This window comes from Actinoplanes derwentensis, from assembly GCF_900104725.1.
In the GTDB taxonomy this organism is placed as follows: Bacteria; Actinomycetota; Actinomycetes; order Mycobacteriales; family Micromonosporaceae; genus Actinoplanes; species Actinoplanes derwentensis.
In genome coordinates this window covers 4,914,895-4,930,315 of the sequence record NZ_LT629758.1, presented here as the reverse complement: position 1 = coordinate 4,930,315, position 15,421 = coordinate 4,914,895, and the positions used below count along the sequence as shown (strand labels likewise).

Annotated in this window: 10 protein-coding genes and 1 pseudogene; 7 read left to right on the top strand and 4 right to left on the bottom strand. The window is 72.8% G+C overall.

Going from position 1 to position 15,421, the window contains the following annotated elements:
• Positions 1-31: 31 nt before the first annotated feature.
• The gene (locus tag BLU81_RS21900; RefSeq protein ID WP_197686343.1) at positions 32-4,381 is read left to right on the top strand and encodes an FtsK/SpoIIIE domain-containing protein; all 4,350 of its coding nucleotides are present in this window, start codon (positions 32-34) and stop codon (positions 4,379-4,381) included.
• A 21-nt stretch (positions 4,382-4,402) separates the two neighbouring features.
• Here the strand turns inward: BLU81_RS21900 and BLU81_RS21895 are convergent, their stop codons facing one another.
• Together BLU81_RS21895 and BLU81_RS21890 are read right to left on the bottom strand one after the other, a co-directional pair.
• Complete coding sequence (locus BLU81_RS21895) at positions 4,403-5,026, bottom strand: hypothetical protein (protein ID WP_092557451.1); 624 nt, start codon at positions 5,024-5,026, stop codon at positions 4,403-4,405.
• A gap of 5 nt (positions 5,027-5,031) precedes the next feature.
• Positions 5,032-5,319, bottom strand: coding sequence for a hypothetical protein (locus tag BLU81_RS21890; RefSeq protein ID WP_092546378.1), 288 nt, complete (start codon positions 5,317-5,319; stop codon positions 5,032-5,034).
• Between the two features lie 205 nt (positions 5,320-5,524).
• On the opposite strand from BLU81_RS21890, the pseudogene BLU81_RS21885 reads away from it, so the two are divergent.
• Positions 5,525-5,695 (top strand): annotated as a pseudogene (locus tag BLU81_RS21885) (aldehyde dehydrogenase family protein); the annotation flags it as partial.
• Positions 5,696-5,735: 40 nt separating this feature from the next.
• Entirely contained in the window at positions 5,736-6,419 is a 684-nt protein-coding gene (locus BLU81_RS21880) for a hypothetical protein (RefSeq protein WP_092546376.1), read from the top strand.
• Positions 6,420-6,446: 27 nt separating this feature from the next.
• Here the strand turns inward: BLU81_RS21880 and BLU81_RS21875 are convergent, their stop codons facing one another.
• Complete coding sequence (locus BLU81_RS21875) at positions 6,447-7,004, bottom strand: TetR/AcrR family transcriptional regulator (RefSeq protein WP_231954695.1); 558 nt, start codon at positions 7,002-7,004, stop codon at positions 6,447-6,449.
• A 110-nt stretch (positions 7,005-7,114) separates the two neighbouring features.
• On the opposite strand from BLU81_RS21875, the gene BLU81_RS21870 reads away from it, so the two are divergent.
• The 4 genes from BLU81_RS21870 to BLU81_RS21855 all read left to right on the top strand — a co-directional run bounded on the left by BLU81_RS21870 (position 7,115) and on the right by BLU81_RS21855 (position 13,083).
• Positions 7,115-7,882, top strand: coding sequence for an alpha/beta hydrolase (locus BLU81_RS21870; RefSeq protein ID WP_092546374.1), 768 nt, complete (start codon positions 7,115-7,117; stop codon positions 7,880-7,882).
• 116 nt (positions 7,883-7,998) lie between these two features.
• The gene (locus BLU81_RS21865) at positions 7,999-10,743 is read left to right on the top strand and encodes an AfsR/SARP family transcriptional regulator (RefSeq protein WP_197686342.1); all 2,745 of its coding nucleotides are present in this window, start codon (positions 7,999-8,001) and stop codon (positions 10,741-10,743) included.
• An 88-nt stretch (positions 10,744-10,831) separates the two neighbouring features.
• Positions 10,832-11,362: a sigma-70 family RNA polymerase sigma factor gene (locus tag BLU81_RS21860; protein ID WP_092546372.1), complete on the top strand. Its 531-nt coding sequence runs from the start codon at positions 10,832-10,834 to the stop codon at positions 11,360-11,362.
• A 143-nt stretch (positions 11,363-11,505) separates the two neighbouring features.
• Positions 11,506-13,083: a hypothetical protein gene (locus tag BLU81_RS21855; RefSeq protein ID WP_092546371.1), complete on the top strand. Its 1,578-nt coding sequence runs from the start codon at positions 11,506-11,508 to the stop codon at positions 13,081-13,083.
• On the opposite strand, the gene BLU81_RS21850 is transcribed toward BLU81_RS21855, so the two are convergent.
• The gene (locus BLU81_RS21850; protein WP_092546370.1) at positions 13,063-15,318 is read right to left on the bottom strand and encodes a hypothetical protein; all 2,256 of its coding nucleotides are present in this window, start codon (positions 15,316-15,318) and stop codon (positions 13,063-13,065) included. The genes BLU81_RS21855 and BLU81_RS21850 overlap by 21 nt on opposite strands.
• Positions 15,319-15,421: the final 103 nt, after the last annotated feature.

Sequence of the window (15,421 nt, the reverse complement as noted above, 5' to 3'; positions counted from 1 at the left end):
GACCCCCGCGACTCATGAAGGCCGAGCAGCCGTGCGACTGAACGTCAGCGTCCGTGATCCCCAGGTCGACTCCACGTCCACCACCGTCGTGGTCGACACCGAGCCGACCGCCACCGTCGGCGCGCTCGCCGCCGAACTCGCCCGCACGGTGGGCGGGCACGAGGCCGAGCCGGTGCTGTACCTCGGCACCGGCCCGGCGGATCCACGGGCCACACTGCAGGCCGCGGGGGTGCGCGACGGTGCCGATCTCGGGCTCGGCGGGCCACTCGCCGCCGAGTCCGAGGCCGAGGGCCGTACCGAGATCCGTCTGGTCTCCGGTCCCGGTGCCGGAACCATCCACCGGCTGATCCCCGGCGACTACGACATCGGCGGCCCAGCCGGCCGGATCCGGCTCACCACCGGCGGCGGAGTGCCCGCGGTCCGGGTGCGGGTGCGCTTGGACGGCACCGCCGAGCTGCATCCGCTGACCACGGCCCGGCTGGACGGCCGGGACCTCACCGAACCGGCCCCGTGGCGGGAGGGCAGCCTGCTCGCCGTCGGTGACAACCTGCTGGAGCTGACGTCCCGGCGGTCGAACCGGGCGCCGCTGACACCCGCCCCCGACGGTCTCGGGCTGGAGTTCAACCGGCCGCCGCGTTTCCTGCCGGCCGCCGCTGGCGGGAAGTTCCGGCTGCCCGGCCCACCCACGAAACCAGACAAACGACCGATCCCGCTACTGCCGATCCTGGTCCTGCCGGTCGGCACCGCGATCACCACCATCGCGATCACCGGGCGCTGGTCGTTCATCTTCATCGCGCTCCTGGCACCCTTGGCCGCGCTCGTCACCCAGTTCGGCGGCCGTAAACAGGCGATGGTCAAATACGAGGACGACCTGCGGGCGTACGAGGAGAAACTGTCCCGTCTGCGGGCCGACATCACCGCCGCCGTCGTCGACGAGCAGCGTGACCTGCGCCTGGCCCTGCCCGATCCGGCGTCGTTGCTGCAGATGGCCGCCCAGCCCGCCGAACGGCTCTGGGAACGCCGCTGGCCGGACCCGGACTTCCTGACGGTACGGGTGGGCACCGCCGACCTGCCGTCCTCGTCGAGTGTCGACGACCCGAAACAGGACGAGCACCGCCGTACCAGCGTCCCGCCGTTGAGTCAGGTGCCGGTGGCGCTCTCGGTCCGGCGCGCCGGAGTAGCCGGCCTGGCCGGGCCGGGTGCCGCCGACCTGGCCCGCTGGCTGGTCGCCCAGGCAGCGGCCCTGCACGCTCCGGCCGACCTGCGCACGGTGGTGCTGGCCGGGCCGGACTCGGAGCAGACCTGGGACTGGACCCGCTGGCTGCCGCACGCCCAGCCGCACGGCGAGGACGCGTACGCCCTGATCGGCAGCACCGCCGACTCGCTGGCCCGCCGGATCGGCGAACTCGGCCAGATCGTGACCGCCCGTACCGCCGCCGGCAACGACCTGGTCCGCGGCGGTGTGCACGGCCACCCCGACATCCTGGTGGTCCTGGAGCAGGCCCGCCGGGCCCGTTCCCTGCCCGGCGTGATCGCCCTGCTGCGCGACGGCCCGGCCGTCGGTGTCTACGTGATCTGCCTGGACCAGGAGGAACGCCTGCTCCCCGAGGAGTGCGGCGCCGTCGTCGTCACCGGTGCCGTCACCACCGTGCGGACCGGTGCCGCCGCGGCCCTGGAAGTGCGCGTCGACTCCCCGGCGCCGGACTGGTACCAGCCGTTCGCCCGCGCCCTGGCACCGTTGCGCGGGGCCGGCGACGGCGACGACAGCACCCTGCCCGGCGCGGTCCGGCTGCTGGACCTGCTGGACATCGAACCGCCGACCGCCGCCGCACTGGCAGCCGGCTGGTCGCTGGGCGGGCGCAGCACCGTCGCGACACTGGGCGCCGGTTACGACGGGGCGTTCGCGGTGGACCTGGTCCGGGACGGCCCGCACGCGCTGATCGCCGGCACCACCGGCTCCGGCAAGTCCGAGCTGCTGCAGACCCTGGTCGCCACCCTGGCAGTGGTCAACCGGCCGGACGAGATGACGTTCGTGCTCGTCGACTACAAGGGCGGCAGCGCGTTCGCCGAGTGCGCCGACCTGCCGCACACCGTCGGCCTGGTCACCGACCTGGACACCCACCTGGTCGAGCGGGCGCTGGTGTCGCTCGGCGCGGAGTTGCGCCGCCGGGAGACCATGCTGGCCACCGCCGGGGCCAAGGACATCGTCGACTACCTCGACAAACGCGCCCGTGGTGGGGGCGTGCTGCCGCCGTTGCCCCGGTTGCTGCTGGTCATCGACGAGTTCGCGTCGATGGTGCGCGAGCTGCCGGACTTCATCGCCGGACTGGTCAACATCGCCCAGCGGGGCCGGTCGCTCGGCATCCACCTGGTCCTGGCCACCCAGCGGCCGGGCGGCGCGGTGACCCCGGACATCCGGGCCAACACCAACCTGCGGATCGCGCTGCGCACCACCGACACCTCGGAGAGCCGGGACATCATCGACGCCCCGGACTCCGGGGAGATCTCCTCGGCGAACCCGGGCCGCGCGTACGTCCGCCTCGGCCCATCGGTGTTGCTGCCGTTCCAGTCCGCTCGGGTCGGCGGCCGTCGTCCCGGCATGGAGAGCCTGGCCGGTGCCCCGATCCCGGTCCGGGCGTCGACCGTGTCCTGGCGGGAACTCGGCGGCCCACTGCCCCGCGCGGCGAAGAGCAAGGGCGGCACCGAGACCCAGGCGGTCACCGACCTGGCGGTGCTCGTCGCCGCGATCGCCGAGGCCGCCGACCTGGCCGGAGTGCCCCGGCAGCCGAGCCCGTGGCTGCCGGCGCTGCCGGACGTGCTGCAGTGGACCCGGCCGGACGCTCCGGCGCCCGCCGCGACCCGGGACGCGGCCCTGCCACCGGTGGTCTACGGCCTGGCCGACCTGCCCGCCGAGCAGAGCCGCCGCCCGCTCCGGTTCGACCTGGACCGGGCCGGGCACCTGCACATCGCCGGTTCCCCGCGCAGCGGCCGCTCCCAGACGCTGCGCACCCTGGCCGCGGCACTGGCGGCCGCGCACGGCGCCGACGACCTGCACCTGTACGCGGTGGACTGCGGCAACGGCGCGATGAACGTGCTCACCACGCTCCCGCACTGCGGCGCGGTGGTCGATCGCAACCAGGTCGAACGACTCGGCCGGCTGCTGGATCGGCTCAACACCGAACTCGCCGCCCGGCAGATCGCCCTCGGTGCCAGCGGTGCCGCCGACCTGGCCGAACTGCGCCGCTCGCAGGCGCCCGGCGCGCGGACCCCGCACATCGTGCTGATGGTCGACCGGTTCGAGGTCTTCGACCGGGAGTTCGTCTCCTACGACAACGGCAGCCTGATGGAACGCATGATCCGGCTGCTGCGCGACGGTGCCGGCGCCGGTATCCACGTGGTGCTGGCCGGTGACAGGGTGCTCGGCGGCGGCCGTTACTCGGGCACCACCGAGGACCGGATCGTGCTGCGGCTCAACGACCGGCAGGACTACTCCACCGTCGGTGTCCCCACCAAGTCCGCGCCCACCGACCCGGCACCCGGCCGGGGCATCCGGATCCAGAACATGACCGAGGCGCAGATTGCCGTCCTCGACACCGACCTCTCCGGCTCCGGGCAGGCCGCCGCCCTGCAGCGGCTGGGCGAGGAGCTGACCGCCAGGGAGAGCGCGGTGCCGGCCGGACAGCGCGCATTGCGGTTGGATGTGCTTCCCGAGCGGATCTCGTACGCCGACGCCGCCGTCCTGCACCGCGACCGTGGACCGATGCGGCCGCTGCTGGCGGTCGGCGGGGACACCCTGACCGTGCTCGGCCCGGACCTCGCCGAGACCCCGTCGTTCGTGATCGCCGGACCGCCGCGCACCGGCCGCTCCACCGCGCTGCTGTCCGCCGCGGAGTCGCTGCTGGCCGCGGGTTCCGGTCTGGTCGTGCTGGCCCCGCGCAAGTCGCCGTTGCGGCAGTTGGCGGGCCGTCCGGGAGTGGCCGCGGTGATCATCGACGCGGAGGTGACGGCCGGTGAGTTCCGCCGGGTCCTCGGTGCCGTCCCGGAACCCAGCGCGGTCATCGTGGTCGACGACGCCGAACTGCTGATGGGTTCGGAGATCGACGGTGACCTGGGCCTGTTCGCCCGGGGCGCGCAGGGCAGCGGCTGGGGGCTGCTGGTGGCCGGCAACGCCGAGTCGCTGTCGCTGGGCCTGGCCGGCTGGGTCGGGCAGGTGAAACGCAACCGTACCGGCATGCTGCTGTCGCCACAGGGCCTGAGCGACGGCGAGATCATCGGGGTCCGGCTGAGCCGCGGACTCGTCGGGCAGCCGCCCCAGCCGGGCCGCGGCCTCCTGCACCTCGGCGACGGTGACATCGTCGCGGTGCAGGTGCCGCAGATCTGAACCGGCGGTGGCAGGTGCCCGTCAGCGGGCGCCTGCCACCGCGACCTGTTCGCCGTCGGTGGTCAGGAACCGGAACGTGCTGGTGATCGCGTCGAACAGGTCGTGGACCTCGTTCTTCAACGGCAGGTTCGGGCTGGCCAGCGTCACCACCAGGTAGTCCCGGTCCCGGCCCGGCACCGGCATCATGGTGTGCATCGTCAGCAGCTCGACGTCGACGTCAGCGGTCAGCCGGGTGGTCTCGGTGCCGGTGACCCGGGCGACCGTGCCGACGTGCGGCAGCTGGACCGCGGTGATCACCCGGTCCTTCGGGGCATCGCCGTCGGCTGAGACACCGAGCGAACGGGACAGCACCGGCAACGTCAGCTCCTGGCCGTGCGGGGTGGTGACGGCGAAGACCATGCCGTACGCCAGGAAGACGCCCTCGTCATACATCGTGGCAGTGCCGGTGGCCAGCAGTGCGCCCTGTTCACGGGCGGCCCGGGTCACCTCTCGGCCCTGCCGGAACATGTCGTTGATCCGGACACGTTCCCGCGGATCGGTGCTGGCGGCGAGCGCCTGGGCGCGCACCCGGGCGAGATGCTCCCCGGCCAGGTCGAACGTGTCCCACAGGTCGGGGACGTTCAGCAGGAATCGAGCCGCGCTCATGGTCTTCACCTTCCGTCGTCGAGGTTCTGGACGGCGTCGCGGTCGGTCTTCTCGAAGGAGTCCAGGATGTTGCCGATCGCGTCCCGGATCCCGACGACCTGGCGTTTCACCTGGAAACGCCCGTCGTCCCAGCGCTTCTCGAAGTTCTGGGCGGCCCCGCGCAACTCGTCGCGGCCGAACGCCGCGTCGAAGTCGAACGTGTTCCGCCCGATGTCGATGAAGTCGTGCACGAAGGTGAGCATCTCCCGCGCTTCCCGCAGCTCGTCACCCGGAATGTTCACGTCCCCGGCCATCGTCGTCCCTTCTCGATGACGCCCGCCGCGTCGTCCGGCAGATACACGAGACAGCCCGGCCGCAGGGTTCACCCCAGCGCGGCCAGGGCCTGCTCGGAAGGGCTGCCGGGCGCCGCCGTACCCAGGGAGGCGCACTTGCGGGGAGTCCGGCACCGGGAAACGGTGGCCTTCTGCGCCGGATGACCGGCCATGTGTCCGACGCGCCCTCGCCGTGGCGCGACGCCTGGAAGCCGGCAGGGTCTGGGTGAACGAGATCATGCACCTGTCGCCGCTGGTGCCGTTCGGTGGACTCAAGCAGTCCGGCATCGGCGTCGAGAGCGGTCAGGCCGGGCTACTCGCGTTCACCGAACGCCGGACCATCACGGTGCGGGGCTGAAGAGGTGAACCATCGGACGGGGCTGTCTCGTGTGTCCGGCATGACTTCGACCTTCGTCCCCCGTACCAGCCAGGCAGTCGTGTCCGGCCGCGCACGCCGCGCCGCGGGGATCACCCTGCTCACCGCCGTCGTCGCGCTCTCCGCGGGGTGCGGCAAATCCATCACCATCGGTGACGCCGAGCCCGCGCAGCAGCCCGCGGCCGCACCCGCCACCACACCCGCCGGAACCGCGACGGAACCGGCGGCATCCCCCGCGCTCCAGCTCGTCGGCAACAGTGCGGCCGAGGACGGCAAGACCGGCGACGGTGGCACCGTCGTCGGCGTCGAGGTCCAGGAGGAACCGCCGGTGTGGGTGCAGCTGTCGGCGGTGCGGGCGCCGGATCTGAAGGGGCCCTACCTGATCAACATCAACCAGGCGGCGCTGTACCGCTTCGACAAGGACACCGCCGAGCCGTCCCGGACGAACTGCGTGGACGCGTGCGCGGTCAAGTGGCCGCCGGTGACCATCAAGCAGAAGGGCAAGGTCTACCTGGCCGGCGTCGACCCCGACGAGATCGGGGCGATCAAGCGCGAGGACGGCGACGTCCAGCTGACCGTCGGCGGCTGGCCGGTGTACCGCTTCGCCGAGGACGAGAAGCCCGGCGACCTCAACGGCGAGGGTGTCGGCGGCACCTGGTTCGCCGTCGGCCCGAAGGGCGAGAAGGCCAACGGCGACAAGGGCTGACACCGGGACCTCACCCGGCCGGGACCGTCAGTCCCGCGGGTAGCCGATCAGGGCCCGGCTGCCGCGGCTCAGTGACTCGGCCACCGCGGCCGGGTCGCCGAGGTAGCCGGCGACCATCGCCCCGTCTCGGAACAGCACCAACTGGGCCACCACGGCTGCCTGGTCGGGGAGTCCGAGCGGGGCGATCAGGCTCTCGTACACCGACGTGTACCACCCCCGGTGGGTGTCGACGACCTTGCGCACCGGGCTGTCCGGGTCGGGGTATTCGGCGGCGGCGTTGATGAACGGGCAGCCGCGGAACCCCGGGCTGCAGGCCACCGCGCCGATGCCGCCGGCGATCAGATCGAGAGCTTTGCCGATGTCGCCGCCGGCCAGGTCGACGGCCTGCCCGATGCCTTCGCGCTCCTGGGCGGCGCGGCGCTCCAAATACGCGACGATCAGGTCGTCCTTGGTGCGGAAGTGCCGGTAGAAGGTCACTTTGGTGGTGCCGACCCGCTCGATGATCTTGTCCGCACTGACCGCGCGCAGACCCTGCGCGTAGAACATCTCGGTGGCTGCCTCCAAGAGGCGTTCTCGCACGGTCACGGTCTCCACGATACGGATCTCACATTCACTTGCGCCCCGGCGTCCGCCGGGGCATCCTTGGGCCCGTCGGTAGAGTTACTAGTTAGTCTACCAATTCGAGAGGTGCCACCGTGACATCCGTAGTCTTCATCCACGGCCTCTGGATCCACTCCTCGTCCTGGCAGCCCTGGCAGGACCTGTTCACCGCCAACGGCTACCAGACCCACGCCCCCGGCTGGCCCGGCGACGCGAGCACCGTCGCCGCCACCCGCGCCGCACCCGACGCCCTGAACGGGATCGGCGTCGACGAGATCACCGGGTTCTACGCCGACCTGATCGCCGCGCTGCCCGAGCGGCCGATCGTGATCGGGCACTCGTTCGGCGGCCTGATCGCCCAGAAACTGCTCGCCGCCGGACTCGCCGAAGCCGCCGTCGCGATCTCCCCGGCCCCGGTCAAGGGCATCCGGGCGCTCCCGTTCAGCCAGCTCCGGTCCAGTTTTCCGGTCCTGTCCAACCCCGGCAACAAGGCCAGGACCGTGTCCTTGACCCCCAAACAGTTCGGGTACGCCTTCGGCAACACGCTGTCACCCGCCGAATCCACCGCACTCTTCGACCGCTGGACCATCCCCGGCCCCGGCCTGCCGCTCTTCCAGGCCGCCACCGCCAACTTCACCCGCGACGCCCCCACCGCCGTCGACACCACCCACACCGACCGCGGCCCGCTGCTGCTGATCGCCGCCGGGCAGGACCACACCGTCCCGGCGAGCGTGGTCACCGCCGCCCACCGGCTCTACCGCAACGCCGAACTGCGCACCTACGCCGACCGCGGCCACTCGGCCCCGTTCGACCACGGCTGGCGCGAGATCGCCGACGACACCCTCATTTGGCTCAACCGCTGACGGAAGGCACCATCATGCGTATCCGAATCTCCCGCCGCGCCGTCGTCATCGAGAGGGCCGCCCGCTGACCGTCCGCGGTCATCACGGCGCGCACCACTCCGATGAATCCGGTACCCATGACGTTCGCCGTGCTCGGCCCGCTACGCGGGTGGCGCGGAGACACCGAGATCGACCCCGGGCCACCCAAACAGCGGGCCATCCTGGCGCTGCTGCTGGTCCGGGCCGGTCATCCGGTTCCGCTGCACGAGATCATCGACGTGCTGTGGGGCGCCGAACCACCGGACACCGCGGTCAACGTGGTGCACCGGCACATCGGCGCCCTGCGCCGCCTGCTCGAACCGGACCTGCCCGCCCGCGGTTCCTCCCGCTGGCTGATCCGCGGTTCCGGCGGCTACCGGCTCGACGTCAGCCCGGTCGCCGTCGACCTGGGCCGGTTCCGGGCGCTGCGGAGCCAGGCCGCCTACGTCACCTCGCCCGGCACCGCGGCGGAACTGCTGACCGAGGCGCTTGGCCTGTGGCAGGGCCCGGTCGCCGCCGGTCTGCCGTCCGAGATCCGGTCCCATCCGGCCTTCGCCGCGGTCGACGGTGAACGGCTCGCCGCGGTCAAGGCCGCCACCGAGAACGCCCCGTCCGCCGATCCGGTGATCGCCGGCAAGATCCTCGACCTGGCCCGGCAGACCGCGGTCCGGCATCCCCTCGACGAGGCACTGCAAGCCCGCCTGATGCTGCTGCTGGCCGCCACCGGGCACCAGGCCGAAGCACTCGAGGTGCACCAGCGGATCCGGGTCGCGCTCGCCGACGAACTCGGCCTGGACCCGGGCGCCGAACTTCAGGCCGCCCACCTGCGGGTTCTTCAGCAGGAGCCACCGGCCGAGAAACCCGAACCGGCCACCGCCCCGTACGTCCGCCCCGCTCAGTTGCCCGCCGGTCTCGCGGTCTTCGCCGGCCGGCGCGAGGAGCTCGCCCGGCTGACCGGAACCGGCCCGGCCACCCTGGTCACCATCGGCGGGATGGCCGGCGTCGGCAAGACCAGCCTCGCCGTGCACTGGGCGCACCAGATCGCCGCCCGGTTCCCGGACGGCCAGCTCCACATCGACCTGCGCGGCTTCCACCCGGACGGGGCGCTCACCGCCGCCGACGCGCTGCACACCCTGCTGGAAGCACTCGGCATCCGGCCCGAGCGGGTGCCCGCCACCCTCGACGCCCGGTCCGCGCTGTTCCGCAGCCTGCTGGCCGACCGCCGGGTCCTGGTCGTCCTGGACAACGCCCGCGACAGCGAACACGTCCGGCCGCTGCTGCCCGGCGCCCCCGGATGCCAGACCATCGTCACCAGCCGGCACCAGCTCTTCGACCTGGTCGCCACGCACGGCGCCACCGCGGTCACCCTGGATCCGCTCTCCACCGCGGACGCCGCCGAACTGCTCACCCGGCGTCTCGGCACCGACCGGGTCGACCGGGAACCGGACGCGGTCACCGGCATCGTCGAATGCGCCGGACGGCTGCCGCTCACCCTGGCCATGGTCAGTGCCCGCGCCGCGATGAACCCCGGTTTCCCCCTGTCGTCGATCGCCGCCGAACTGCGCCGGCACCGCGGCGGCCTCGACGCGTTCACCGGTGAGAGCCCACGCTCCGACGTGCGGGCCGTGTTCGACTGGTCGTACCGCATCCTCAGCCCGCCCGCCGCCGACCTGTTCCGGCTGCTGGCGTCACATCCGGGACCGGACTGCTCACCGGTGGCGGCGGCGGTCCTGGCCGGAGTACCCGAAGCGGACCTGCGGGCGCCGCTCACCGAACTGCTGCGTGCCCACCTGATCACCGAGCCGGCACCCGGCCGGTACGGATGCCACGACCTGCTGCGCGCCTACGGCACCGGACTGGCCGCCGACACCTCCGGCGCCCGCCGGCGGCTGTTCGACCACTACCTGCACAGCGCGTACGCGGCGGTGGAACTGATGTTCGCCGGGCGCACCCCGTTCCGGCCCGGCCCGCCGGTCACCGGCGCGGACCCGGTAACCTTCGACGACTCCGCCGGAGCCGTCGCCTGGCTCGGCACCGAACTGCCCGCCCTGCTCGCCACGATCACCCACCCCGGCCCGGAGTCCGCCCGGCACCGCTGGCAACTCGCCACCGTGCTGCAACCGCACCTGGACCGGACCGGGCGATGGCAGACCCAGCGGGAGATCCAGACCGTGGCACTGCGGGCGGCCGCCGACCGGCACGCCGAAGCCTGCGCCGAACGGTCACTCGGGTTCGCCGAGGGCCGGCTGAAGAATTGGCCGGAAGCCGACCGGCACCTGCAGCGTGCCGTCGAGATCTTCACCGCGATCGACGACCCGGCCGGCCGGGCACACACCCATCGGCTGCTCGCGTTCCTCGCCAACCAGCGGGAACGCCACGAGACGGCGCTGGAGCACTACCGGATCGCCGCCGACCTCTACTCCAGGGCCGGCGAGACCGTCGGCCGGGCCATCGTGCACAACGAGACCGGGTGGACGTACATCCTCATCGGAGCCTTTGATCTGGCCCTGGGCGAATGCCGGTCGGCGATCGAACGGCACCGGGAGGCCGGCCACCCCAACGGCGAGGCGGCCGCCTGGGACAGCCTGGGCTACGCCCACCACCACCTTGCCGCGTACGACGAGGCCCGGGTCGCGTTCGGGCACGCCCTGCGGATCTACCGCGCGGTGTCCGACCGTTACCTGCAAGCCGACACCCTCACCCACCTCGGCGACACCGAACACGCCGCCGGCCGTGGTGGACACGCGCTGGACGCCTGGCGGCAGGCCCTCGACATCCTCGACGACCTCGGGCACCCGGACGCCGCCGGCCTGCGCGACAAGGTGCACTCGCAGGCCCACTGAGCTGCGACGAAAGATTTCCGTCAGAGGGACGGCTGAGTCCGCTGCCTACGTTTCCGGCCCACGTAGTCGACAGGAACCGGCAGCAGACATGACCAGCACCAGCACCAGCACCGAACCGGCCGCCCACTTCCTGGAGGACCTGCTGTCCGGTCACCGGCCGGCGCTGCTCAGCTACGCCAGAACCCTGACCCGCGACCACCACACGGCCGAGGACATCGTCCAGGAGACCCTGCTGCGGGCCTGGCGGCACGCCGACCGGCTCCGCTCCAAGCCGGGTTCGGTCCGCGGCTGGCTGCTCACCGTGGCCCGCAACCTGTCGATCGACTGGCTGCGCAGCGCCGCCTCCCGGCACGAGAGTGTCGGCGCCGAGCACCGGGAGGCGTCCCAGCCGGACCACGCCGACGCGGTCGCCGACTCCGACGAGGCGGTCACCCTGCTGCGGCGACTGTCCACCGAACACCGGGCCGTCGTCTTCCACACCTGCATGAACGGCCGGACCGCCCAGGAGACGGCCCGGCTCCTGGAGATCCCGGTCGGCACCGTGAAGTCCCGGCAGCACTACGCCCTGACCCTCCTGCGGACGAACCCCCGCCGCCGCGCAGAGGTGGCCGTCGATTAGTTTCGTACGGTGCTGAAGATCGGTGACGACGGTGACGGACGGCACCCGGCCGAGCCCGTAACCTGCGGACCGGATTCCTCGTTGAATAAGCCGGAAGCCGGAAGCCGGAAGCTCTCCCGCCCGGTGCCGATTCTGATCACTGGGTGACGATCGCCGCGGAGCGCACCCTGCTCGCGGTCGCCCGCACCGTCACCTCCACCGGACGGGTCCTCGACGCGATCCAGTTGCTCCGCGACGACCCCCGGGTGCAGGTCGTGTTCACCGTCAACGACACCTCGCCGTTCCATGCCGGGGTGACCGAGATGCTGAACCGCGCGGGCGCCCGGGTGATCCCGTGGAGCGAGGTACCGCGCCTGCACTACGACGCGGCGCTGACCGCGAGTGAGAACACCGAACTCCAGCCGATCGCCGCACCCGTCCTGGTGTTGCAGCACGGCGCCGGGTTCCACAAGGATCTGCCGGACTCCCGCGGCGACGACGGCCGCCGTCTGTCCGGCACGGTGCGCGCCGCCGACCTGCGCGGACGGCCCGTGCAGATCGCGGTGACGCATCCCGACCAGGCCGCCCAGCTGGCCACCGCCGAACCGGCGACCGCCGGGCGCACCGTCCTGATCGCCGACCCGATGCTGGACCGGATGCGGGCCACCCGGCTGCTCCGGCACCGTCACCGGGCGGCGCTCGGCCTCGGCGACCGGCTGCTGGTGGTGGTGACCTCGACGTGGGGACGGCAGTCCCTGATCGGGCGCCATCCGGACCTGCCGGCCCGGCTGCTGGCCGCGCTCGACGCCGACGGCCACCGCGTCGCCACGGTCCTGCACCCGAACGTCACCTCCGGGCACGGCCGGTTGCAGGTGCGGCTCTGGCTGGCCGCGGCCCGGGACGCCGGACTGCTCATGGTGCCGCCGGACGAGGGCTGGCAGCCGATGATCGCGGCCGCCGACTGCGTGGTCGGCGACCACTCGTCGATGAGTCTGCTCGCCGCCGGCGCCGGGGTGCCGCTGCTGCTCGCGCCGCTGGCCGGCGAGGTGGTTCCCGGCACGCCGATGACGACGCTGAGCCGTGCGGCCGCCCGCCTCGACCCGGCACGGCCACTGCCAGAGCAGATCAACGACACGATTGCCGGGTACGCGCCGGAGCGTTACGCCGCAGCCGTCGACGCCACGTTCGCCACCGGACCGCAGGCGCGGCCCCTGCGTGAAGTCCTCTACGAACTGCTCGGACTCACCGAACCCGGCGAACCCGGCCCGCTCTCCGGGTGGCCGCCGCCCGTACCGGAAAGCTCGGCGGTGGGCTCTTTCGTCGTGCACACCCGGATCGGCGACGGACTGATCGAGATGGCCCGGTATCCGGCCGCGGTCCGCCGGCACGTCCCCGGCCCGCCGGACGGCTGGACCGGTCATCTGTCCGCTGGCGACAACGAATGGGACCTGCGAACGCTGCAGAGCGCCGAAGTCCTGACCGACGCCGGCCCGGACGCCCTGGACCGCTTCCCGGGCAGCGCCCTGACCTGCACGAACACCGCAACCGGCGGTATCGTCACCGTGCGCGACGGCCGCCGGGCCGAAGTCGTCACCGACCGTGGCGACCTCGACGTGGTGGCCGTCGCCGCCTGCGGGTACGCCCTGGCCCGCGACAAGCGCCTCGACAACGGCCACTGGCGGGTGCGGACCGCCCGGGGCGAGGCCCGGATCGAGGTGCGGTCACTGCCCTGGCTCGGATAGCCGCCGGATCTCCGCCGCCCGGTCGGTGTGCTGGGCGACGGCGGCCCGGTCACCGAGCGCGTTCGCCGCGACGATCAGATCCTCGCGGACGCCCAACTCGTACCGCCAGAGTTCGGCCACCGCGAAGTAGGCGGCCGAGGCGGCCAGCTCGTCGTACGCCCGGCGGAAGTGCCCCAACCGCAGATGAACCGCACCGATGGCGGCGTCGGCACGGGCCGCGTTCCGGTCGTCGCCTGCCGCGTTCAACCCGTCGCGCGCCTGTTCGAGCTGCTCCCGGGCATCGTCCGGGCGGCCCGCCGCGTCCAGGAACATCCCGTAGTAGAACCGGCCGAGTGCCACCCCGCGGTCCAGCCCGACGGCCTGGAAGGTGTCGATCGTGGTGCGGAACGCGGTCTCCGCCTCGGCCCGGGCGGCGGCCTGCCCGGCTTCCGGCGCGGCCCGCGCCACCCGGTCCAGCAGGCGGGCGTGGAACTCCCACACGGTCCCGGCGAGTTTCCGGTCGTTCGCGGCCGGCAGCAACCCGAACGCCGTCCGGATCTCGGCCCGTGCCCGGTCCAGATCCCCGGCGGTGGAGTGGGCCCCGGCCAGCGTGCAGTGGATCTGGATCTCGACGTCCGGCCGGCCCAGCCGCCGGGCCGCGGTGATCGCCAGATCCGACATGGCGGCCTGGGCGGCCAGGTGCGGATGGTTGAACCAGAGCGCCTGCGCGGCGGTCGCGAGGCGCAGCACCTGCTCGTCGGCGCCGAGTTCCAGCCCGATCCGGGCCACCCGCAGCAGATCCTCCCGGCCGGCTTCGAGCGCCTGCAACGCGCGGGCCCGCTGGTTCTCCCCGGCGAACGGGCCGTCCGGCGGCACCGGGCCGCTGATCAACCGGCGCCGCTCGCCCATGATCGCCCGGTCGGCGGACTCGGCCCACTCGCAGACGAACCCGACGGTGTCCGCGACGACCCGCTCGGCCCGCCCCGGGTCGGTCTCGGTCGCCAGTCGCGCCCCGTGCGCCCGGACCAGCGGGTGCGGGGCGAACCGGTCCCGGCCGGCCCGCTCCAGCAGCCGCAGACCCAGCAACTGGTCGATCGCGGCCCGCCGGGCCCGCCGGTCCGGCCAGCCGATCCGGGTCAGCAGCGCGTCGGAGATCTCGGTGACCGGCACGGCGCCCAGGTCGCGGTAGAGCAGCCGGCCGTCCTCGGACAGGTGTCGGTAGACGTTGTTGAACAGCGGCTCGACCGCGCTGCCACCGGCGCCGGGAAGGGCCAGGGCGTCGAGCAGGTACGGCTCGCCGGCCAGCTCGTCGGCCAGTTCGGGAACGGTGAGCGTGGTGTCCAGCCGCAGCCGCCCGCCGACCACCCGCAACGCCAGCGGCAGCCGCCCGCACAGGGCGATCAGCCGCCCGGTCGCGGCCGGATCCTCGTCGACCCGGTCCCGGCCGCAGACCGCCGCGAGCAGGTCCCGGGCCGCCGCGTCGTCCAGCGGCTCGACCTCGATGAAATGGGCACCGTCCATCGCCAGACCCCTCACGTCGTGCTGGGTACTCACCAGCATCACGCTGCCCGGCGCGGTCGGGATCAGCGGGCTGATCTGCGCGGGCAGCGCGGCACCCCGGAGCAGCACCAGAACCGGTTCCCCGGCGGTCCGGGTCCGGTACAGCGACAGCCGGCCCGCCGCGGTGTCCGGCAGCAGCCCGCCCGGCACGCCCAGAGCCAGCAGGAACGCGGTCACCACCGGGTCCGACGACGGCGGCCCGCCGAACACCGGATCCTGGATCTCCCGCATGTCCGCGTAGAGCTGCCCGCCGCCGAACCACTCCCGGCGCTGATGGGCCCAGCGCAGCGAGGTAGCGGTCTTCCCGGATCCCGGCGGTCCACCGACGACGACCACCGGAGTCGCCCCGGCACTGTCGCCACCCCGGATCCCGTCGAGCCGTTCGAGGGCCCGGACCTGGTTCACGAAGTCGGCGGGTCCGGCCGGCAGCAACCAGACCGCCGACGGCACCGGCAGCGCCGGACTGGGAATCGTCAGTTCCGTGCCGTCCAGCTCCGCCTGCATGCGGGTGGCGAGTTCCGGATGCTTCTCCAGGAACTCCCGCAGCGCCTCCTCGTCACCGGCCGCCTTCGACCCGATCCGCTTGCGGAGCCCCTCGACCATCAGGGTCCAGGTGGACTGGGCGGCCTTCCCGACGTCCTCGCCGGCCCGGGTCACCACCGCCGTCATGATCGCGGCGACCAGCGCTTCCCACATCCGTCCCCCAACCGTCCAGGTAAGACAATCGACAGGCGTCAGGATATCGGTGCGCTGCCACGGGCTCGGGTGTCCTTCTCACGCGAACCGCCCGTCTGGACGC

Excerpts from the sequence above, each read along its gene's own strand:
- BLU81_RS21895 (WP_092557451.1), bottom strand. The coding sequence starts at position 5,026 with ATGAGCGCGGCTCGATTCCTGCTGAACGTCCCCGACCTGTGGGACACG.
- BLU81_RS21890 (WP_092546378.1), bottom strand. The coding sequence starts at position 5,319 with ATGGCCGGGGACGTGAACATTCCGGGTGACGAGCTGCGGGAAGCGCGG.
- BLU81_RS21880 (WP_092546376.1), top strand. The coding sequence starts at position 5,736 with ATGACTTCGACCTTCGTCCCCCGTACCAGCCAGGCAGTCGTGTCCGGC.
- BLU81_RS21865 (WP_197686342.1), top strand. The coding sequence starts at position 7,999 with ATGACGTTCGCCGTGCTCGGCCCGCTACGCGGGTGGCGCGGAGACACC.
- BLU81_RS21860 (WP_092546372.1), top strand. The coding sequence starts at position 10,832 with ATGACCAGCACCAGCACCAGCACCGAACCGGCCGCCCACTTCCTGGAG.
- BLU81_RS21850 (WP_092546370.1), bottom strand. The coding sequence starts at position 15,318 with ATGTGGGAAGCGCTGGTCGCCGCGATCATGACGGCGGTGGTGACCCGG.